Origin of the sequence: Enterobacter cloacae complex sp. 677-3DZ2D5B, assembly GCF_004136695.1 — a bacterium.
In the GTDB taxonomy this organism is placed as follows: Bacteria; Pseudomonadota; Gammaproteobacteria; order Enterobacterales; family Enterobacteriaceae; genus Enterobacter; species Enterobacter hormaechei_C.
The window spans coordinates 198,294-218,692 of the sequence record NZ_QFLS01000011.1 but is presented as its reverse complement, the minus strand read 5'-3'; the positions used below and the strand labels follow the sequence as shown (position 1 = coordinate 218,692).

Sequence of the window (20,399 nt, the reverse complement as noted above, 5' to 3'; positions counted from 1 at the left end):
ATGGTGTTTATCGACTTTTTTTGTTTTATTTCAGATGGTTATTTAATCGCTTTTATCGTTAAGAACGATAACTAAAACAGGTTAGTCCATTTGGTTATTTATTATTTCCATCCCTTCTTTAATTGTTATTATCCCCGCCGTTAACCTTATCTTCAGTTTGGATTTATTCGCTTAAAGTCCGCTTTGCTACTGGAACATAACGACGCATGACAACACAGGCCCCACCTTCAAATTTGCTTCCCCTTAACCCGGAGCAACTGGCGCGCCTCCAGGCCGCGACTTCCGATTTTTCACCCACCCAGCTCGCCTGGGTCTCCGGCTATTTCTGGGGAATGCTGAACCAGCAGCCGGGTGCTGTGGCTGGCGTCCCGCCAACGGCCGTTGAAATTCCTGCCATCACGCTTATCTCCGCTTCGCAAACGGGTAATGCCCGTCGTGTGGCCGAAGCGCTGCGTGATGACCTGCTCGCCGCGAAGCTGAACGTTAACCTGGTCAACGCCGGGGATTATAAATTCAAACAGATCGCGTCAGAAAAACTGCTGGTGGTGGTGGCGTCAACGCAGGGCGAAGGCGAGCCTGCGGAAGAAGCCGTCGCGCTGCATAAGTTCCTGTTCTCGAAAAAAGCGCCAAAGCTCGAGGGCACCGCCTTTGCCGTCTTCGGCCTCGGTGATACGTCCTATGAATTTTTCTGCCAGTCCGGTAAAGATTTCGACAGCAAGCTGGCGGAGCTGGGCGCAGAGCGCCTGCTGGATCGCGTAGACGCTGATGTCGAATACCAGGCCGCCGCCGCCGAATGGCGGGCGCGCATCGTTGAGGTGCTGAAGGCTCGCGTCCCGAAAGAGACGCCAGCGCAGGCCGCCGTTACCGCAGCGGGCACCGTCAACGAAATCCACACCAGCCCTTACACGAAAGAGGCGCCGCTGACGGCGAGCCTGTCGGTAAACCAGAAAATCACGGGCCGTGATTCGGAAAAAGACGTGCGCCATATCGAAATCGATCTCGGTGACTCCGGCCTGCGTTATCAGCCTGGCGATGCGCTGGGCGTCTGGTATCAGAACGATCCGGCGCTGGTGAAAGAGCTGGTCGAACTGCTGTGGCTGAAAGGCACGGAGCCGGTCCAGGTGGAGGGTAAAACCTTACCGCTCTCTGAGGCGCTTCAGTGGCATTTCGAGCTGACGGTGAACACCGCCAACATCGTTGAAAACTACGCCACCTTAACCCGCAGCGAATCGCTCCTTCCGCTGGTCGGGGATAAGGCGAAGTTACAGCAATACGCGGCGACAACGCCGATTGTCGATATGGTGCGTTTCTCCCCGGCACAGCTGGATGCCGACGCGCTGATCGGCCTGCTGCGTCCACTGACGCCGCGTCTTTACTCCATCGCCTCCTCACAGGCGGAAGTGGAAAACGAAGTCCACATCACCGTTGGCGTGGTGCGTTACGACATCGAAGGCCGCGCGCGGGCGGGCGGGGCCTCGGGCTTCCTGGCCGACCGCGTGGAAGAAGAGGGCGAGGTGCGCGTCTTTATCGAGCACAACGACAACTTCCGTCTGCCGGCGAACCCGGAAACGCCGGTGATCATGATTGGCCCGGGCACCGGCATCGCACCGTTCCGCGCCTTTATGCAGCAGCGTGCAGCGGACGAGGCACCGGGTAAAAACTGGCTGTTCTTCGGCAACCCGCATTTTACCGAAGATTTCCTCTACCAGGTTGAATGGCAGCGCTACGTCAAAGAGGGCGTGCTGACCCGCATCGATCTGGCCTGGTCTCGTGACCAGAAAGAAAAAGTATACGTACAAGACAAACTGCGCGAACAGGGCGCAGAGCTGTGGCGCTGGATCAATGACGGTGCCCACATTTATGTCTGCGGCGACGCCAATCGCATGGCGAAAGACGTTGAGCAGGCACTGCTGGAAGTGATTGCCGAATTCGGCGGTATGGATGCCGAAACGGCGGATGAATTTTTAAGTGAGCTGCGCGTAGAGCGCCGTTATCAGCGAGATGTCTACTAATGAGCGAAAAACATCCTGGCCCACTGGTGGTCGAAGGCAAACTGTCTGATGCCGAGCGCATGAAGGTAGAGAGCAACTACCTGCGCGGTACCATTGCCGAAGATTTAAATGACGGCCTGACCGGCGGTTTCAAAGGCGACAACTTCCTGCTGATCCGTTTCCACGGTATGTACCAGCAGGACGACCGCGATATCCGCGCCGAACGTGCCGAGCAGAAGCTGGAGCCGCGTCACGCGATGCTGCTGCGCTGTCGTCTGCCGGGTGGCATCATCACCACCAAACAGTGGCAGGCGATCGACAAGTTTGCCCATGACAACACGATTTACGGCAGCATTCGTCTGACCAACCGTCAGACCTTCCAGTTCCACGGCATTCTGAAGAAGAACGTCAAGCCGGTTCACCAGATGCTGCACTCCGTGGGTCTGGACGCGCTGGCGACCGCCAACGACATGAACCGTAACGTGCTTTGCACCTCGAATCCGTACGAGTCCGAACTGCACGCCGAAGCGTACGAGTGGGCGAAAAAAATCTCCGAACATCTGCTGCCACGTACCCGCGCCTATGCGGAGATCTGGCTCGATCAGGAGAAAGTCGCCACCACCGATGAAGAGCCGATCCTCGGTCAGACCTACCTGCCGCGTAAGTTCAAAACCACGGTGGTGATCCCGCCGCAGAACGATATCGACCTGCACGCCAACGACATGAACTTCGTGGCGATTGCCGAAAACGGCAAGCTGGTCGGCTTTAACCTGCTGGTGGGCGGCGGTTTGTCCATTGAGCATGGGAACAAGAAAACCTACGCCCGCACCGCGAGCGAGTTCGGCTTCCTGCCGCTGGAGCACACGCTGGCAGTGGCTGAGGCGGTGGTTACTACCCAGCGCGACTGGGGTAACCGTACCGATCGTAAAAACGCGAAAACCAAATACACTCTGGAGCGCGTAGGCGTCGAGACGTTCAAAGAAGAAGTGGAGCGTCGCGCGGGCATCAAGTTTGAGCCGATCCGCCCTTACGAATTTACCGGTCGCGGCGATCGCATCGGCTGGGTTAAAGGTATCGATAATAAATGGCACCTGACGCTGTTTATCGAAAACGGCCGTATTCTTGATTATCCGGGCCGTCCGCTGAAAACCGGCCTGCTGGAAATCGCGAAGATCCACAAAGGCGAGTTCCGTATCACCGCTAACCAGAACCTGATCGTCGCCAGCGTGCCGGAAAGCGAAAAGGCGAGAATTGAAGAGCTGGCCCGCGAGCACGGGTTGATGAATGCGGTGAGCGTGCAGCGTGAAAACTCGATGGCCTGCGTGTCGTTCCCGACCTGTCCGCTGGCGATGGCCGAAGCCGAGCGTTTCCTGCCGTCCTTCACTGATAAAGTGGAAGCGATTCTGGAAAAACACGGTATTCCGGACGAGCATATTGTTATGCGCGTGACGGGCTGCCCGAACGGCTGCGGCCGCGCGATGCTGGCCGAACTCGGTCTGGTAGGGAAAGCGCCGGGTCGCTATAACCTGCACCTGGGCGGTAACCGTATCGGGACGCGTATTCCGCGTATGTTCCGCGAGAACATCACCGAGCCGGAAATTCTCGATTCCCTCGACGTGCTTATCGGACGCTGGGCGAAAGAGCGCGAAGCGGGTGAAGGCTTCGGCGACTTTACGGTACGTGCGGGCATCATTCGCCCGGTGCTCGATCCCGCAAGGGATTTCTGGGAGTAACCACGAGAGGTATTTATGTCCGTACTCGATCTAAACGCGCTTAACGCATTGCCAAAAGTCGAACGCATTCTGGCACTCGCAGAAACTAACGCCCAACTGGAAAAGCTGGACGCCGAAGGGCGCGTGGCGTGGGCGCTGGAAAACCTGCCGGGAGACTATGTGCTTTCGTCGAGCTTTGGCATTCAGGCGGCGGTCAGTCTGCATCTGGTGAATCAGATCCGTCCGGACATTCCGGTGATCCTCACCGATACCGGCTATCTGTTCCCGGAGACCTATCAGTTTATCGACGAGCTGACGGATAAGCTCAGGCTGAACCTGAAAGTCTACCGTGCGACGGAAAGCGCGGCCTGGCAGGAGGCGCGTTACGGCAAGCTGTGGGAGCAGGGCGTTGAGGGTATTGAGAAATACAATGAGATCAACAAGGTCGAGCCGATGAGCCGGGCGCTAAAAGAACTGAACGCTCAGACCTGGTTTGCGGGCCTGCGCCGCGAGCAGTCCGGGAGCCGGGCAACGCTGCCGGTGCTGGCGGTGCAGCGCGGCGTGTTCAAAGTGCTGCCGATCATCGACTGGGATAACCGCACGGTGTACCAGTATCTGCAAAAGCACGGGCTGAAGTACCATCCGCTGTGGGATCAAGGCTACCTGTCGGTAGGCGACACCCACACCACGCGTAAATGGGAACCGGGAATGGCGGAAGAAGAGACGCGATTCTTTGGGCTGAAGCGCGAGTGCGGATTGCACGAAGGGTGATAACCTTTTTGCCCGGTGGCGCTGCGCTTACCGGGCCTACAAAGGCTTAATTCTCCCTCTCTCCGTGGGTAGAGGGTTCCCCAGTAATTTGAAAGCAAAAGCGATAACGTTGCCTCAGAATAACTGAGGGCTTTCAGCGATGCCTCGGTCCGGCTGTAAATCGCTGAGGCGTTTCCTGTAGGCCGGGGCGAGGCGCAGGGATGCGCCGAGAGGGCGGGCTTTACAGGGATGTTACCTCCGCCCGTCCCCGATAAGCCGGAAGGAATGAGCCGAAGGCACCGCGAAGCGGCGATTTTCCGCCGGAAGCCCGGGTCGCCAGGGTGGTGGCGACTGAGCCACCCTGGCACGTTCACCGGTCATGTCGTGACAGAGTAGCAAGGAACATAAAGTGAACGGAATGACCACCAGAGCCGTATGTTCCCCCTCACCCCAGCCCTCTCCCTCAAGGGAGAGGGGGCCGTCTGTGCAGGCATTATTTTGTGGGGAACCCTCAGCCCCGTGGGAGAGGGGTGGGGTGAGGGCATAAGGCCGCACTATGCTTAACGGCCTCAGGCTTTCCCCGCTTTCGCCAGCTCCTTCACCAGCGGCAGCATCACTTTCACGACATCCCGGCTGCGGTGCCCAATCCGCTGCGGCAGCGCTTTATCAATGTGCTGCTGATTATCCAGCCGCACATCATGCCAGCTGGTCCCGTCCGGGAACGCTTTCGATTTGCTGCGCTGCTGATAGCCATCTTTTTTGCCCAGCGCCCAGTTCGTCGCCTCGACGTACAGCACCGGAATGCCCGCCTTATCAAACACTTCACCGTCATTACAGCAGCCTGTGCCTTTAGGATACTCCGGGTTACCGCCCGGATTTGTCGCGGCATAGACGCCATGCGTGCGGGCAAGCGCCAGCGCGCGGTCGCGGGTGAGTTTACGTACGCTGCTCGGCGTGCTCTGTCCGCTATTAAAATAGAGCTTATCCCCCACGATCAGATTATCGAGGTTAATCACCAGCAACGTATTTTTCTTCTCCTCAGCGCTCATGCGCTTAAGGAGATTCTCAGCGCCGAGTTTTCCTTCTTCTTCGCCGCTGGTCGCAACAAAGCGAATGCTGTATTTCGTCGGAATATTCTTCAGGCGTTCGGCCAGCTCAAGCATCACGCCCAGACCCGCCGCATTATCATCCAGTCCCTGAAGCGTCAGCCCGCCGAGATTATTATCGATATCGGCATCGCTCAACGGCGTGTAGGTATCAAGGTGCGCCATAATAATAATCTGCTCAGCCGCCTTTCCTTCGTGCGCCGCAATAACCGTGCTGCCAGTTACGTTATGCCAGTTTTGCGTTTTATTGCGAGTGGTATAGATGTAGCGGCTGTGGAAAGCGCGAATGTCGCTTTCATAGCCCATATCCGCAAACTGCTGACGAATATAGTCTGCCGAGAGCATCTCGGCTGGGGTTCCGGTCATACGGCCCGGAAAGACCGTCGCAATATGCCGCGCCTGCATACTGGCTATTTCACCGTAAGATGGATTTTTTGCCTGAGCCGGAAGGATAAAGCAAACGCCGAGCGCCAGGGCAACGAATCGGTGGCGCATTGCGGAAAACATAGTGAGTCCTTAAAAACAGAGCAAAATTTTAACCCGCATAGTATGAAACTGTGATCGGGTAGACACAATTTGAATTGCTCTTAAATGCCCGAAATTTCGCGTGTTAAGCACTTTTTGATATTTGCTTTTCCACGGCGTTATTCCATTGAGTAACTACTCATTCCAATTCGTAATTTCATTCGATCTAAGCCGCCCCCTATAGTCCCTTTATTCGTGGTTGTTAGTGAGTTGTTGCCTGTGGACTATCTCCCCCTTTTTGCTGCCTTAAAAGACCGACCGGTATTGGTTGTCGGGACGGGTGAAATTGCCGATCGCAAAATCGCCTTCCTGCAACGCGCCGGGGCGCAGGTGCAGATCGTTGCAGAGGCGGATTTTGCAGAGTCTCAGATCGACAGCGTGGTACTGGTGATTGCGGCAACCGAAGATCGGGCGCTCAACAGCCGAATCTCCGACGCAGCCCAGGCCCGTCACCGCCTGGTGAACGTGGTAGACGACCAGCCGTTATGTTCATTTATCTTCCCGTCGATTGTCGACCGCTCGCCGCTGCTGGTGGCGATCTCCTCCGGCGGCACCGCCCCGGTGCTGGCGCGCGTGCTGAGAGAAAAAATCGAAGCGCTGCTGCCGACCAGCCTCGGACGCATGGCGGAGAAGGCCAGCTACTGGCGCAACCATCTGAAAACGCGTCTGACCAGCGTGACGGAACGCCGTCGCTTCTGGGAGCGTGTGTTTCGCGGCCGCTTTGCCAGCCTGATGCAGGCCGGTAACGAGACGGCGGCGCAACAAATCCTCGAAGACGAACTGGATAACCCCGGCAGTACGGGCGGGGTGATCATTCTGGTGGGCGCCGGGCCGGGCGATGCCGGGCTGCTCACGCTGCGTGGCCTCCAGGTTCTTCAGGATGCGGATGTCGTGTTCTACGACCACCTGGTCACCGACGGTATTCGCGAGCTGATCCGCCGTGACGCGGAGCAAATCTGCGTCGGCAAACGTGCCGGCGAGCACTCCGTGCCGCAGCACGACACCAATCAAATGCTGATTGCCGCTGCGAAAGCGGGCAAAACCGTGGTGCGCCTGAAAGGGGGCGATCCGTTTATCTTCGGTCGTGGTGGCGAGGAGTTGCAGGCGGCAGCCGAAGCGGGCGTCCCGTTCCAGGTGGTTCCCGGCATTACGGCGGCGTCTGCCGTCACGGCCTACGCCGGTATTCCGCTGACCCATCGCGATTACGCCCAGAGCGTGACCTTTGTGACCGGGCACTATAAAGCCGACAGCACGCCGTTTGACTGGTCGCATCTCGCCCAGAGCCGACAAACGCTGGCGATTTATATGGGCACGATGAAAGCGGCAGACATCAGCGAACAGCTTATTCAGCACGGTCGCGATGCGGCGACGCCGGTAGCGGTGATCTCCCGCGGGACACGCGTCGATCAGCATGTCGCCATCGGCACTTTACAAGACCTTGCAACCCTGGCGAAAGACGCCCCAATGCCCGCCCTGATTGTGGTGGGAGAAGTGGTGCAGCTGCACAGCACGCTCGCCTGGTTCCAACACACAACCGACACAGAAGGCTTTGGCGCTTCTGTTATAAATTTGGCTTAAGGAACGGTTATGGACCAAAAACGACTTACTCACCTGCGGCAGCTCGAAGCGGAAAGTATCCACATTATCCGCGAAGTGGCCGCCGAGTTTTCTAACCCGGTGATGATGTACTCCATCGGTAAAGATTCCAGCGTCATGCTGCACCTGGCGCGTAAAGCGTTTTATCCGGGTACGCTGCCGTTCCCGCTGCTGCACGTGGATACCGGCTGGAAATTCCGCGAGATGTACGAGTTTCGTGACCGTACCGCCAAAGCCTACGGCTGCGAGCTGCTGGTGCACAAAAACCCGGAAGGGGTGGCGATGGGCATCAACCCGTTCGTGCACGGCAGCGCCAAGCATACCGACATCATGAAAACCGAAGGGCTGAAGCAGGCGCTGAATAAATACGGTTTTGATGCGGCCTTCGGCGGCGCGCGCCGTGACGAAGAGAAATCCCGCGCCAAAGAGCGTATCTACTCTTTCCGCGACCGCTTCCACCGCTGGGACCCGAAAAACCAGCGTCCGGAGCTGTGGCACAACTACAACGGCCAGATCAACAAGGGCGAAAGCATTCGCGTCTTCCCGCTCTCCAACTGGACCGAGCTGGATATCTGGCAGTACATCTATCTGGAAAATATTGAGATCGTTCCGCTGTATCTGGCGGCCGAGCGCCCGGTGCTGGAGCGCGACGGCATGCTGATGATGATCGACGACGATCGCATTGATTTACAGCCGGGCGAAGTGATCAAAAAACAGATGGTCCGTTTCCGTACTCTCGGCTGCTGGCCGTTGACCGGCGCGGTGGAATCCAGTGCGCAGACGCTGCCGGAGATCATCGAGGAGATGCTGGTGTCGACTACCAGTGAGCGACAGGGCCGCGTGATTGACCGCGACCAGGCAGGCTCCATGGAGCTGAAGAAACGTCAGGGTTATTTCTAAGGAGCCGCCATGAATACGACTATTGCCCAACAAATTGCCGATGAAGGCGGCGTAGAAGCTTATCTGCACGCCCAACAGTACAAAAGTCTGCTGCGTTTCCTGACCTGCGGCAGCGTGGATGACGGGAAAAGCACCCTGATAGGTCGTCTGCTGCACGACACGCGCCAGATCTACGAAGATCAACTCTCTTCTTTGCACAACGACAGTAAACGCCACGGCACCCAGGGCGAAAAACTCGACCTGGCGCTGCTGGTAGACGGCTTGCAGGCGGAGCGCGAGCAGGGCATTACCATTGATGTCGCCTATCGCTACTTCTCTACCGAAAAGCGCAAATTTATTATCGCCGACACCCCGGGGCACGAGCAGTACACTCGTAACATGGCGACCGGCGCGTCCACCTGTGATCTGGCGATCCTGCTGATTGACGCCCGTAAAGGTGTGCTGGATCAGACTCGTCGTCACAGCTTTATCTCTACGCTGCTGGGGATCAAACATCTGGTGGTGGCGGTGAACAAAATGGATCTGGTGGACTACAGCGAAGCGCGATTCGACGAGATCCGTCAGAGCTACCTGACCTTTGCTGAACAGCTGCCGGGCAACCTCGATATTCGCTTTGTGCCGCTGTCGGCGCTGGAAGGGGATAATGTCGCCTCTCAGAGCGGGAACATGCCGTGGTACAGCGGCCCGACGCTGCTGGAAGTGCTGGAAACCGTTGAAATTCAGCGCGTGGTTGATACCCAGCCGATGCGCTTCCCGGTGCAGTACGTGAACCGTCCGAACCTCGATTTCCGCGGCTTCTCGGGCACCATTGCGTCCGGCGCGGTGAAGGTGGGCCAGCGCGTGAAGGTGCTGCCGTCCGGTGTGGAATCGGCCATTGCCCGAATCGTCACCTTTGATGGCGATCTGGACGAAGCCGGAGCAGGTGAAGCGGTAACCCTGGTACTGAAAGACGAAATTGATATCAGCCGCGGCGACCTGCTGGTCGACGCGCAGGAAACGCTGGCGGCGGTGCAGGGCGCATCCGTAGACGTGGTGTGGATGGCGGAACAGCCGCTGACCGCAGGCCAGAGCTATGACATTAAAATCGCCGGCAAGAAAACCCGCGCCCGCGTGGACGGCATTCAGTTTCAGGTGGACATCAACAACCTGACCCACCGTGACGTGAGCGAGCTGCCGCTGAACGGCATCGGTCTGGTGGACCTGACCTTCGACGAGCCGCTGGTGCTGGATCCGTATCAGCAGAACCCGGTGACGGGCGGGCTGATCTTTATCGACCGCCTGACGAACGTTACCGTCGGTGCCGGCATGGTGCGTGAGCCAAACGCGCAGGCTGCCGTGGCCTCTGAGTTCAGCGCGTTTGAGCTGGAGCTTAACGCGCTGGTGCGTAAGCACTTCCCGCACTGGGGCGCACGCGATCTGCTGGGAGGCAAGTGATGGCCACCCATGATGAGAACGTCGTCTGGCATCCTCATCCGGTCACCGTCGCCCAGCGCGAACAGCTCCATGGTCACCGTGGGGTTGTGCTGTGGTTTACCGGGCTGTCTGGCTCCGGTAAATCCACGGTGGCAGGCGCACTGGAAGAGGCGCTGCATCAGCAGGGGGTTAGCACCTACCTGCTGGACGGCGACAACGTGCGTCACGGCCTGTGCAGCGATTTAGGGTTCAGCGATGAAGATCGTAAAGAGAACATTCGTCGGGTGGGGGAAGTCGCCAGCCTGATGGCGGATGCCGGGCTGGTGGTGCTGACGGCGTTTATCTCACCGCACCGCGCCGAACGTCAGATGGTGCGTGAGCGCGTGGGGCAGAATCGCTTTATTGAAGTGTTTGTGGATACCCCGCTGGCAATCTGCGAAGCGCGCGATCCTAAAGGGCTGTACAAAAAAGCCCGCGCGGGAGAGCTGCGAAACTTCACCGGCATTGACTCCGTTTACGAAGCGCCTGAATCCCCTGAGATTCATCTGGAAGGTCAACAATTGGTAACAAATTTAGTAAGCCAATTATTAGACCTGCTCAGACGGGACGATATTATCAGATCCTGAGACGGTATCGTTCGGGAGCTGTCTTCCCGAGCGATGAGTCACGGTCACAGGATTAGCTATGCGCAACAGTGAAAACTACATGATTACCACCGGGTCGGAACCGTTAACGACCGACGACGAGACGACCTGGTCCTTCCCTGGGGCGATAGTCGGCTTCGTATCGTGGCTACTGGCGCTGGGTATCCCGTTTTTGATCTACGGTGGTAACACCCTCTTTTTCTTCCTCTATACCTGGCCTTTCTTTTTGGCGCTGATGCCCGTTGCGGTGGTTGTGGGCGTGGCGCTGCACTCCCTTTTCAACGGCAAGCTTCTGTATAGTACGCTCATCACTATCGCCACCGTTGTGGTCATCTTTGGCCTGCTGTTTTTATGGCTGATGGGCTAACTTACGGCATAATTAGAACCCCGCAGTAGAGTCCAGCGGAAAGTTATGGGATGATGATGCCGTTTTTTCAGGGGGCAGGATGGGTAAACTAACGCTGCTGTTGCTGGCTTTGCTGGTCTGGCTGCAATATTCGCTGTGGTTCGGCAAAAACGGACTGCACGACTACAGCCGGGTGAGCGATGACGTCGCGGCACAGCAGGCGACAAACGCCAAACTTAAAGCGCGTAACGATCAACTTTTTGCTGAAATTGATGACCTCAATGGCGGCCAGGAGGCGATTGAGGAGCGCGCACGCAATGAACTCAGTATGACTAAGCCGGGCGAAACGTTTTATCGCCTGGTTCCGGATGCGTCTAAACGCAATCAGGGCTCCGCACAAAACAATCGATAATCAGGCCCAGGATTACGACATGGCAGCAACTTTTTCGGACGTCTGTGCCGTGGTGCCGGCCGCAGGTTTTGGCCGGCGCATGCAGACAGAATGTCCTAAGCAGTACCTCTCAATTGGCGATAAAACGATCCTCGAGCACGCCGTGGCGGCGCTGCTGGCGCATTCTCGGGTGAAACGCGTTGTTATTGCCATCAGCCCCGGCGATGCACGTTTTGCTCAGCTCCCGCTGGCGAATCACCCTCAGATTACCGTCGTTGACGGCGGCGCAGAGCGGGCTGACTCCGTTCTGGCGGGCATTCAGGCTGCCGGGAACGCGCAGTGGGTGCTGGTGCACGATGCCGCGCGTCCCTGTCTGCATCACGACGATCTGTCACGTCTGCTGGCCCTGAGCGAAACCAGTAACGTGGGCGGCATTCTGGCCGCCCCGGTGCGTGACACCATGAAGCGTGCCGAACCGGGTAAACCGGCGATTGCCCACACCGTCGAGCGCGTCGATCTCTGGCACGCGCTGACGCCACAATTTTTTCCCCGCGAATTACTCCACGACTGCTTAACGCGTGCGCTTAAAGAAGGTGCGACCATTACGGACGAAGCCTCGGCGCTGGAGTATTGCGGTTTCCACCCCACGCTTGTTGAAGGGCGCGCTGATAATATAAAAGTGACGCGCCCGGAAGACTTACAGCTCGCGGAATTTTATCTTACCCGTACGACCCCTCAGGAGAAGGCATAATGCGTATTGGACACGGTTTTGATGTACACGCCTTTGGCGGCGTTGGCCCAATTATCATTGGCGGCGTGCGCATTCCTTACGAAAAAGGTCTGCTGGCGCATTCTGATGGCGACGTGGCGCTGCATGCGCTGACCGACGCGCTGCTGGGTGCCGCCGCGCTGGGCGACATTGGCAAACTGTTCCCGGACACCGATCCTGCTTTTAAAGGCGCAGACAGCCGCGAACTGCTGCGCGAAGCCTGGCGTCGTATTCAGGCCAAAGGCTACACCCTTGGCAACGTTGATGTGACGATCATTGCCCAGGCACCGAAGATGTTGCCGCACATCCCTCAGATGCGTGTGTTTATCGCTGAAGATCTGGGCTGCCATATGGACGACGTCAACGTCAAAGCGACCACCACGGAGAAGCTGGGCTTTACCGGTCGTGGCGAAGGCATTGCCTGTGAAGCCGTGGCGCTGCTGGTGAAGGCGGCCAAATGACGGATTTCGACAACCTGACGTATCTGCACGGTGAACCGCAGGGCAAGGGGCTGCTGAAAGCCAACCCTGAAGATTTCGTGGTAGTGGAAGATCTCGGTTTTGAGCCGGACGGCGAAGGCGAGCACATCCTGGTGCGCATTCTGAAAAACGGCTGCAACACCCGCTTCGTGGCGGACGCGCTGGCAAAATTCCTCAATATTCACGCCCGCGAAGTGAGCTTTGCCGGTCAAAAAGATAAACATGCCGTGACCGAACAGTGGCTTTGCGCCCGCGTGCCCGGCAACGGCATGCCCGATTTAAGCAAATTTGAGCTTGAGGGCTGTAAGGTACTGGAGTACGCCCGCCATAAACGCAAATTGCGTCTGGGAGCGTTAAAAGGCAATGCCTTTACTCTGGTGTTGCGCGAAGTGACCGAACGCGAAGACGTTGAAAAACGCCTGAAGGCCATTAACGAACGCGGCGTGCCAAACTATTTCGGCGCACAGCGCTTTGGCATTGGTGGCAGCAACCTGCTGGGTGCGCTGCGCTGGGCGCAAAGCGGTGCACCGGTGCGCGATCGTAATAAACGCAGTTTTTGGTTGTCGGCGGCCCGCAGTGCGTTGTTTAATCAGATTGTGAGCGAACGGCTGAAAAAACCGGACGCGAATCAAGTTGTTGTCGGCGATGCGCTACAATTAGCGGGACGCGGAAGCTGGTTTGTGGCAACGGCCGATGAGATGGCCGATGTCCAGTCGCGCGTGGACGCTAAAACGCTGATGATTACCGCCGCCTTGCCGGGTTCAGGCGACTGGGGAACCCAGGGCGAGGCGCTGGCCGCTGAGCAGTCAGCGGTGGCGGATGCGCCAGAATTACAATCGTTGCTGGTGCGGGAAAAGGTCGAGGCGGCGCGCCGTGCGATGCTCCTCTACCCGCAACAGCTGAGCTGGAACTGGTGGGATGACGTAACCGTCGAGTTACGCTTCTGGCTGCCGGCAGGTAGCTTTGCCACCAGTGTTGTCAGGGAACTTATCAACACGTCGGGTGATTATGCGAATATTGCTGAGTAACGATGACGGGATCCATGCGCCAGGTATTCAGACGCTGGCGAAACACCTCCGCGAATTTGCGGATGTGCAGGTCGTGGCTCCCGATCGTAACCGCAGTGGCGCGTCTAACTCATTGACGCTGGAGTCTTCACTTCGCACCTTTACCTTTGAGAATGGCGATATTGCCGTCCAGATGGGGACGCCGACCGACTGCGTGTTTCTGGGCGTAAATGCGCTGATGCGCCCTCGGCCGGATGTTGTGGTCTCCGGCATCAATGCCGGACCAAATCTTGGCGATGATGTGATTTACTCCGGCACCGTGGCCGCGGCGATGGAAGGGCGTCACCTGGGTTTCCCGGCGCTGGCGGTCTCGTTAAACGGCCACACCCACTATGACACTGCCGCCGCGGTGACCTGCTCCATTCTCCGTGCGCTTGGCCGCGAGCCACTGCGTACCGGACGTATCCTTAATATTAACGTGCCGGATCTCCCACTGGACGAGATTAAAGGGATCCGCGTGACGCGCTGCGGCAGTCGCCACCCGGCCGATCAGGTTATTCCCCAGCAGGATCCGCGTGGCAATACCCTGTACTGGATCGGCCCGCCGGGAGATAAATGCGATGCCGGGCCAGACACCGACTTTGCTGCGGTGGATGAGGGTTACGTTTCCGTTACGCCGTTGCACGTAGATTTAACCGCTTATAGCGCGCATGATGTGGTGTCGGACTGGTTAGATCGGGTCGGAGTGAACGCGCAATGGTAAGTAAACGTGTACAAACTCTTCTGGAACAATTACGCGCACAGGGGATTGCCAACGAGCAGGTGCTGGATGCGCTTGCCCAGGTTCCCCGTGAGAAGTTTGTAGATGAGGCGTTTGAACACAAAGCGTGGGAAAACGTGGCGCTGCCCATCGGGCAAGGCCAGACGATTTCGCAGCCCTACATGGTGGCGCGTATGACGGAGCTTCTGGAGTTAACGCCAGACTCCCGGGTGCTGGAAATTGGCACCGGTTCAGGGTATCAGACCGCGATCCTGGCCCACCTTGTGCACCATGTCTGTTCCGTGGAACGGATTAAAGGGTTGCAGTGGCAGGCGCGCCGTCGCCTGAAACAGCTTGATTTACATAATGTATCGACACGCCACGGCGATGGATGGCAGGGTTGGCAGGCTCGCGCCCCGTTTGACGCCATCATTGTCACGGCAGCGCCACCTGAAATCCCCGCTGCACTTCTCTCGCAGCTGGACGAGGGCGGCATTCTTGTTTTGCCCGTCGGCGATGAGCAGCAGCTTTTAAAGCGCGTTCGTCGACGCGGCGGCGAGTTTATTATCGATACCGTGGAAGCCGTACGCTTTGTGCCCCTGGTTAAGGGCGAGCTGGCCTGAGACTCGGATTTTTCCAGGGTTATTAAGGCAAATTCAGCGTATGGTGTGGCGCGATAGGTTCGTGCCATCACGGTTATTTTTAAGTCACTGGTAGTTAACACATTCCTGGGGGATAAATGAGCGCGGGAAGCCCAAAATTCACCATCAGCCGTGTTGCGGCATTATCACTGGTTTCGCTCTGGCTGGCAGGCTGTACAAGTTCAAATAACGCGCCTGCGCCCGTCAGTTCCGTTAATGGAACCAGCGGCTCGGGTAACACGTCCAGCGGAATGTTGATCACCCCTCCGCCTAAAATGGGCACCTCAACGGCGCAGCAAACGCCGCAGATCCAGCCGGTTCAGCGTCCAGTTAGGCAGCCTACGCAGATACAGCCAGTGGAACAGCCTGTTCAGACTGAAAATGGCCGCATAGTGTATAACCGTAAGTATGGGAACATTCCGAAAGGTAGCTATACCGGCGGCAGTACCTATACCGTGAAGCGCGGCGATACGCTGTTCTATATTGCCTGGATCACCGGGAACGATTTCCGCGATCTGGCACAGCGAAACAACGTCCAGGCCCCGTATGCTCTGGAAGTCGGGCAAACGCTTCAGGTTGGCAACGCGACGGGGACACCGCTTACGCCAGGCAACACCGTTTCAGCAGCCGACGTAACTGCGCAAAATAACAGCGTCACCCCTGCACAAAAAACCACCACGGTGGTTGCTTCACAACCTGTAATTACGTATTCTGAGGATTCAGGTGATCAGAGTGCTAACAAAATGTTGCCGAATAATAAAGGTACTGCGACTGTTGTCACAGCACCGACTACGGCACCTGTGGTTAGCTCTACTGTACCGACTGCAAGCAGTCAGAATGCCAGCTCGTCAATTACCACCTGGCGTTGGCCAACTGACGGCAAGATCATCGAGAACTTCGCTACCTCTGAGGGGGGCAACAAAGGGATCGATATCGCAGGCAGTAAAGGACAGGCAATCATCGCGACCGCAGACGGACGCGTTGTCTATGCCGGTAACGCACTGCGCGGTTACGGTAATCTTATTATCATCAAACATAATGATGATTACCTGAGTGCCTACGCCCATAACGACACAATGCTGGTCCGGGAACAACAAGAAGTTAAGGCGGGGCAAAAAATCGCTACCATGGGTAGCACCGGAACCAGTTCTACACGCTTGCATTTTGAAATTCGTTACAAGGGGAAATCCGTAAACCCGCTGCAATATTTACCGCAGCGATAAATTGACGGGGCATGCCAGCCAGGGTGTCTCGTCCAGGGATCACGGGTAGGAGCCACCTTATGAGTCAGAATACGCTGAAAGTTCATGATTTAAATGAAGACGCGGAATTTGATGAGAACGGAGCAGAGGCTTTTGACGAAAAAGCCTTAGTAGAAGAGGAACCCAGTGATAACGATTTGGCTGAAGAAGAGCTGTTATCGCAGGGTGCCACACAGCGTGTGCTGGACGCGACTCAGCTTTACCTTGGGGAGATTGGTTACTCCCCACTGCTAACGGCCGAAGAAGAAGTCTATTTCGCACGTCGTGCTTTGCGTGGTGATGTTGCCTCGCGTCGTCGCATGATCGAAAGTAACCTGCGACTGGTCGTGAAAATTGCCCGCCGTTACGGCAATCGTGGTCTGGCTCTGCTGGATCTGATTGAAGAGGGCAACTTAGGTCTCATCCGCGCAGTTGAGAAGTTTGACCCGGAACGCGGGTTCCGTTTCTCAACCTACGCGACCTGGTGGATTCGTCAGACCATCGAACGGGCTATTATGAACCAGACCCGTACGATTCGACTGCCGATCCACATCGTCAAAGAGTTGAATGTTTATCTGCGTACCGCGCGCGAGTTGTCCCATAAACTGGACCACGAGCCAAGTGCGGAAGAGATCGCAGAGCAACTCGACAAACCGGTTGATGACGTAAGCCGTATGTTGCGTCTCAACGAGCGCATTACCTCGGTTGACACCCCGCTGGGTGGCGACTCCGAAAAAGCGCTGCTGGACATCCTGGCCGATGAAAAAGACAACGGCCCGGAAGACACCACGCAGGACGATGACATGAAACAGAGCATCGTCAAATGGCTGTTCGAACTGAACGCCAAACAGCGTGAAGTGCTGGCACGTCGTTTCGGTTTACTGGGGTATGAAGCTGCGACACTGGAAGATGTCGGCCGTGAGATTGGCCTGACCCGTGAACGTGTTCGTCAGATTCAGGTTGAAGGCCTACGCCGCCTGCGTGAGATCCTGCAAGGGCAAGGTCTGAATATCGAAGCGCTGTTCCGCGAGTAAGCAACCATTCGTCAGAAAAGGCCCGTCGTGAGACGGGCCTTTTTTATGCCTTACGGCTGCGCCGTTTCGTGCAGCAAACGCCAGGTGATGTTATCCCCTTCCTGATTAAGCACCGCGGTTGACCAGCGCACGTTGACGGGCTGGCCTGGCCGGGTTTGCGTCTCCCGGTAATGGAGCACCGCGCCGTTGTCCCATGTCTGAAGCGTTGTTAACGCATCAATACCGATCCTGAGCCCGGGTCGGGTTCCCCGCTGCGCATTTAAAAATTGGGCAAGCGCGTGATGATCTAACGGGTTGCCACTCGGTGGAATCATCAGAAAATCCGGACGGAAACGGGCGAGCAGGGCGTCCCGATCGCCTTCGCCTGCACCTAACCAGTTTTCAAGGGCGACGTGAATGTCGAGGATCTCTTGTTCGAAATGGGTCATGGTTGCTCCTGTTGCAGTTGCGCAAGTAACTGCGTGTTGTTAAGACGGTAGACGTACAGTACGGGCAGTAGAGTGATGACTGCGGCGAAAACAAACATCCCGTGCCAGGCGGCCAGCGGCGAGAGATAAGCCTGCATGAAGCTCAGCGCCTGCGCCAGCAGCAGGGCACCCGCAAAAAAGCTCAACTGACGATTCAGATTCCATAGCGCGCTGGCATCAGGCATATTTTCCGGTCGCATCGTCAAAAACGCGCTGCTCTGAGCCGTACTGCTGCAAAGGCTTCCCCCTGCGCCCATCAATGCAAACGCAACGGCAGGTAACAGCATTGCCGGGCCGACGTTAACTAAAAGCAGAATGCCCATCGCCTGCAAAAGGCAACCGATGACCACCAGCGGCCGGGGGCCGATACGGTTGAAATAGCGTCCTGTCGCGGTGATAGCCAAAAACGAAGCCACAGACCATGGCAGCATAAGCATGCCCGTTGCGGCGGGCGTCATATTGGCCTCGCTCTGGAGGTAATACATGCCCGTTACGTTCACGCCAATAAAGATGCCGGGTACGCACACATAGATAAGCATGGATAAGCGCAACAGCGGATCCGTCAGCAAAGACAGGTTTACTGTCCTGGTGGGGGTTATCGGCGACGGTTCTGTTTTAAGCCACGCGCAGGCCAAAGCAAAGGTGACAATGACGACGGGCAGGGTGGCAAAAAATATCCAGCGCCAGCTGAATGTCTGAACCAGCATACCGCCCATAGCCGGTGAGCACGCGGGGGCAAGCAGTGCGACCAGCATCACCGCCGAGGAGAGTCTGGCCCGCTCATGAGGCTTAAACTGTTGCCAGGTCAGCGCCTGACCAACCGGGATCAGTAAACCCCCTCCGGCGCCCTGCACGACTCGCCAGGCAATCAGACTTTCCAGCGAAGATGAGAGACCCGCCGCAACGGAGGCCGCGCTAAAGAGAAGCAGTGAGAGCAGGATAACGCGCTTCGGCCCGACGCGGCGCGTAAGGATACTGCTGAAAGGGATGACTAGCGTCAGCCCGGCAATGTATCCGTTACTTACCCAGGCAAGCGCGGAAGGTGTGGTATTGAAAGCGCGAGCCATCGCCGGAAAGGCGACGCTGGCAATAAACATGTTTATCAAATCAAGGAAAAAGCCGAGCAGAAAGACGACGGCGATTTTGCTGCGATACGTCATGGAAGTTCCTCCGGTGAGGTGGCGTATCGTATCGGCCCGCACGTTACGGATAAACGCGACAAAGCACGATATACTGTCAACATTATTTTGACAGTTAACCAGGCAAGCGATGCTTAATTTACAGCGTACGGCAATGTTTATCGCCGTAGCGGACACCGGCAGTTTCACCGCCGCGGCGGAGGCGATGGGGCTGACAAAAGCGGTGGTCAGCTTTCATATTCGTCAGCTTGAAGAGGAGCTGGGCGTCACCCTGTTGCTGCGAACCACCCGACGCCTGACGCTGACCGAGGCGGGGAAGCTCTTTCATCAACGAAGCGTGATGCTGTTACGGGATGCAGAGCGATTGCAGGATGACGTTCGCGCCAACCACGCCGGGCTGACGGGAGAACTGCGGATCACCACCACGCCCGAATATGGCTCGCAGGTGGTGGTGCCTTTGCTGGCTGAATTTAGCCAGTTGCACCCGGACCTTCGCGTGCGGCATGTCTCGTCCTCTTTGCATGCCGATCTTATCGCCGAGCGCTTCGATGTCGCTATCCGGCTCGGCACGCTTGCAGATTCGCGCTACCACGCCGCGTTGATGACCTCCTTCACCATCCTGCCCGTGGCAACGCCAGGCTGGCTGGCAAACCATCCGGTTGACTCGCTGGAACAACTGGCGGAAGCGGACTGGATCATTCACGAGCGTTTAACGTCGCCGCTGCGCTGGCAGGTGAGAGGTGTTGATGGACATCCGGTTTCCTTTGAGATCAAGAAAGCGCCGCGCCTGTATGCAGACAGCGCCCAGGCGCTGATGGCTTTTGCCCTCGCGGGATGTGGAGTGGCGCTGCTGCCGGAGTGGCTGGTGCGTAACGCACTGGATGCGGGGGAACTGGTCTCGCTGTTACCGGCATACACGTTTGCTCAGCAGGGCATCTATGCCGTTTATCCCGATGCCCGGCATGTGCCCGCGAAAGTGCGAACATTTATTGATTTTATGCGCGTCAGGGTGACTTAACCCTGCATCATTTTTTTAATGAGCGCTGAAAATTGCTCTCGTTCCGCGCCGTTAAGGCGCCCCAGAAATGCCTCATCCACCTCATTTCCAATCGGTTTACTGCTCTCAAGCAGGGCCTCTCCTTCGGCAGTCAGAAAGACAAACCGACGGCGTTTGTCTGCCGGATCGTGCTCGCGCCTGACCAGGCCGCGTGCTTCCATGCGGCTCAGCATTTCTGCCAGCGTCGCTTTGGTGCTCACCGCGACTTCAGTCAGGGCAACCTGCTCAATACCAGGATTTTCAGCAATTGACCGCATCACCGCATATTGTGGCTTGGTCAGTTCAGGCAATGCGTGCTGCCACTGGGCAGTATGCTGTTGAAAAAGCTGACGTAGCAGGTGGAAAGCTTCTTGTCTTAACTCCATGGACACTCCGACGGAAAAATACTCCCTCTATGATAGCCGCTCTTGGGCTGAATTTTAACGCGAGAG

At 57.1% G+C, this 20,399-nt stretch carries 22 protein-coding genes; 17 read left to right on the top strand and 5 right to left on the bottom strand.

Annotated features, from left to right (window positions below):
• The first annotated feature begins 206 nt into the window (after positions 1-206).
• The 3 genes from cysJ to cysH are packed head-to-tail and all read left to right on the top strand — an operon-like array spanning position 207 to position 4,474.
• Positions 207-2,012 carry an NADPH-dependent assimilatory sulfite reductase flavoprotein subunit gene (gene cysJ, locus DD597_RS18715; protein WP_023314744.1) on the top strand — a complete coding sequence of 602 codons (1,806 nt, stop codon included), beginning with the start codon at positions 207-209 and terminating at the stop codon, positions 2,010-2,012.
• Entirely contained in the window at positions 2,012-3,724 is a 1,713-nt protein-coding gene (gene cysI, locus DD597_RS18710) for an assimilatory sulfite reductase (NADPH) hemoprotein subunit (protein ID WP_045337392.1), read from the top strand. The genes cysJ and cysI overlap by 1 nt, the downstream gene beginning before the upstream one ends.
• 15 nt (positions 3,725-3,739) lie before the next feature.
• On the top strand, positions 3,740-4,474 hold the full coding sequence (gene cysH, locus DD597_RS18705; RefSeq protein ID WP_058652616.1) for a phosphoadenosine phosphosulfate reductase: 735 nt from the start codon (positions 3,740-3,742) through the stop codon (positions 4,472-4,474).
• Between the two features lie 548 nt (positions 4,475-5,022).
• On the opposite strand, the gene DD597_RS18700 is transcribed toward cysH, so the two are convergent.
• Entirely contained in the window at positions 5,023-6,066 is a 1,044-nt protein-coding gene (locus DD597_RS18700) for an aminopeptidase (RefSeq protein ID WP_129256501.1), read from the bottom strand.
• Between the two features lie 237 nt (positions 6,067-6,303).
• Between DD597_RS18700 and cysG the strand changes: the two genes are divergently transcribed.
• The 11 genes from cysG (at position 6,304) to DD597_RS18645 (ending at position 15,012) form a co-directional block, all read left to right on the top strand.
• Positions 6,304-7,662 (top strand): siroheme synthase CysG, encoded by a 1,359-nt coding sequence (gene cysG, locus DD597_RS18695; RefSeq protein WP_048244835.1) that lies wholly within the window; start codon positions 6,304-6,306, stop codon positions 7,660-7,662.
• 9 nt (positions 7,663-7,671) lie between these two features.
• On the top strand, positions 7,672-8,580 hold the full coding sequence (gene cysD / locus DD597_RS18690) for a sulfate adenylyltransferase subunit CysD (protein WP_006811770.1): 909 nt from the start codon (positions 7,672-7,674) through the stop codon (positions 8,578-8,580).
• 9 nt (positions 8,581-8,589) lie between these two features.
• Positions 8,590-10,014 carry a sulfate adenylyltransferase subunit CysN gene (gene cysN / locus DD597_RS18685; RefSeq protein ID WP_129256500.1) on the top strand — a complete coding sequence of 475 codons (1,425 nt, stop codon included), beginning with the start codon at positions 8,590-8,592 and terminating at the stop codon, positions 10,012-10,014.
• Positions 10,014-10,619, top strand: a complete 606-nt coding sequence (gene cysC / locus DD597_RS18680; RefSeq protein WP_023314740.1) for an adenylyl-sulfate kinase — start codon at positions 10,014-10,016, stop codon at positions 10,617-10,619. The genes cysN and cysC overlap by 1 nt, the downstream gene beginning before the upstream one ends.
• 58 nt (positions 10,620-10,677) lie before the next feature.
• Positions 10,678-11,004, top strand: coding sequence for a DUF3561 family protein (locus tag DD597_RS18675; protein WP_006811767.1), 327 nt, complete (start codon positions 10,678-10,680; stop codon positions 11,002-11,004).
• A gap of 79 nt (positions 11,005-11,083) precedes the next feature.
• A complete protein-coding gene (gene ftsB / locus DD597_RS18670) occupies positions 11,084-11,395 on the top strand; it encodes a cell division protein FtsB (protein ID WP_003862095.1) in 312 nt (103 codons plus the stop codon).
• A 19-nt stretch (positions 11,396-11,414) separates the two neighbouring features.
• Positions 11,415-12,125, top strand: a complete 711-nt coding sequence (gene ispD, locus DD597_RS18665) for a 2-C-methyl-D-erythritol 4-phosphate cytidylyltransferase (RefSeq protein ID WP_022651774.1) — start codon at positions 11,415-11,417, stop codon at positions 12,123-12,125.
• Positions 12,125-12,604, top strand: coding sequence for a 2-C-methyl-D-erythritol 2,4-cyclodiphosphate synthase (gene ispF, locus DD597_RS18660; RefSeq protein WP_003862097.1), 480 nt, complete (start codon positions 12,125-12,127; stop codon positions 12,602-12,604). Before ispD ends, ispF begins: the two co-directional genes overlap by 1 nt.
• Positions 12,601-13,650: a tRNA pseudouridine(13) synthase TruD gene (truD, locus tag DD597_RS18655; RefSeq protein WP_023323677.1), complete on the top strand. Its 1,050-nt coding sequence runs from the start codon at positions 12,601-12,603 to the stop codon at positions 13,648-13,650. Before ispF ends, truD begins: the two co-directional genes overlap by 4 nt.
• Positions 13,631-14,392, top strand: a complete 762-nt coding sequence (gene surE, locus DD597_RS18650) for a 5'/3'-nucleotidase SurE (protein WP_017382816.1) — start codon at positions 13,631-13,633, stop codon at positions 14,390-14,392. Before truD ends, surE begins: the two co-directional genes overlap by 20 nt.
• Positions 14,386-15,012: a protein-L-isoaspartate(D-aspartate) O-methyltransferase gene (locus tag DD597_RS18645; RefSeq protein WP_015571709.1), complete on the top strand. Its 627-nt coding sequence runs from the start codon at positions 14,386-14,388 to the stop codon at positions 15,010-15,012. Before surE ends, DD597_RS18645 begins: the two co-directional genes overlap by 7 nt.
• 94 nt (positions 15,013-15,106) lie before the next feature.
• On the opposite strand, the gene DD597_RS25345 is transcribed toward DD597_RS18645, so the two are convergent.
• Positions 15,107-15,238: a peptidase gene (locus DD597_RS25345; protein WP_306173474.1), complete on the bottom strand. Its 132-nt coding sequence runs from the start codon at positions 15,236-15,238 to the stop codon at positions 15,107-15,109.
• Here DD597_RS25345 and nlpD point away from each other — a divergent pair.
• Together nlpD and rpoS are read left to right on the top strand one after the other, a co-directional pair.
• Positions 15,180-16,253: a murein hydrolase activator NlpD gene (nlpD, locus tag DD597_RS18640; protein WP_306461098.1), complete on the top strand. Its 1,074-nt coding sequence runs from the start codon at positions 15,180-15,182 to the stop codon at positions 16,251-16,253. The two genes, DD597_RS25345 and nlpD, sit on opposite strands and share 59 nt — an antisense overlap.
• A gap of 59 nt (positions 16,254-16,312) precedes the next feature.
• Positions 16,313-17,305, top strand: coding sequence for an RNA polymerase sigma factor RpoS (rpoS, locus tag DD597_RS18635; protein WP_013098493.1), 993 nt, complete (start codon positions 16,313-16,315; stop codon positions 17,303-17,305).
• Positions 17,306-17,355: 50 nt separating this feature from the next.
• Here the strand turns inward: rpoS and DD597_RS18630 are convergent, their stop codons facing one another.
• Both DD597_RS18630 and DD597_RS18625 read right to left on the bottom strand, forming a co-directional pair.
• Positions 17,356-17,733 (bottom strand): DUF4440 domain-containing protein, encoded by a 378-nt coding sequence (locus DD597_RS18630; protein WP_045894897.1) that lies wholly within the window; start codon positions 17,731-17,733, stop codon positions 17,356-17,358.
• The gene (locus tag DD597_RS18625) at positions 17,730-18,932 is read right to left on the bottom strand and encodes an MFS transporter (RefSeq protein WP_129256499.1); all 1,203 of its coding nucleotides are present in this window, start codon (positions 18,930-18,932) and stop codon (positions 17,730-17,732) included. Before DD597_RS18625 ends, DD597_RS18630 begins: the two co-directional genes overlap by 4 nt.
• Before the next feature lie 109 nt (positions 18,933-19,041).
• Between DD597_RS18625 and DD597_RS18620 the strand changes: the two genes are divergently transcribed.
• On the top strand, positions 19,042-19,929 hold the full coding sequence (locus DD597_RS18620) for a LysR family transcriptional regulator (RefSeq protein ID WP_003862107.1): 888 nt from the start codon (positions 19,042-19,044) through the stop codon (positions 19,927-19,929).
• Here DD597_RS18620 and DD597_RS18615 read toward each other — a convergent pair.
• Positions 19,926-20,333: a MarR family winged helix-turn-helix transcriptional regulator gene (locus DD597_RS18615; RefSeq protein WP_022651767.1), complete on the bottom strand. Its 408-nt coding sequence runs from the start codon at positions 20,331-20,333 to the stop codon at positions 19,926-19,928. The genes DD597_RS18620 and DD597_RS18615 overlap by 4 nt on opposite strands.
• Between the last annotated feature and the right edge of the window lie 66 nt (positions 20,334-20,399).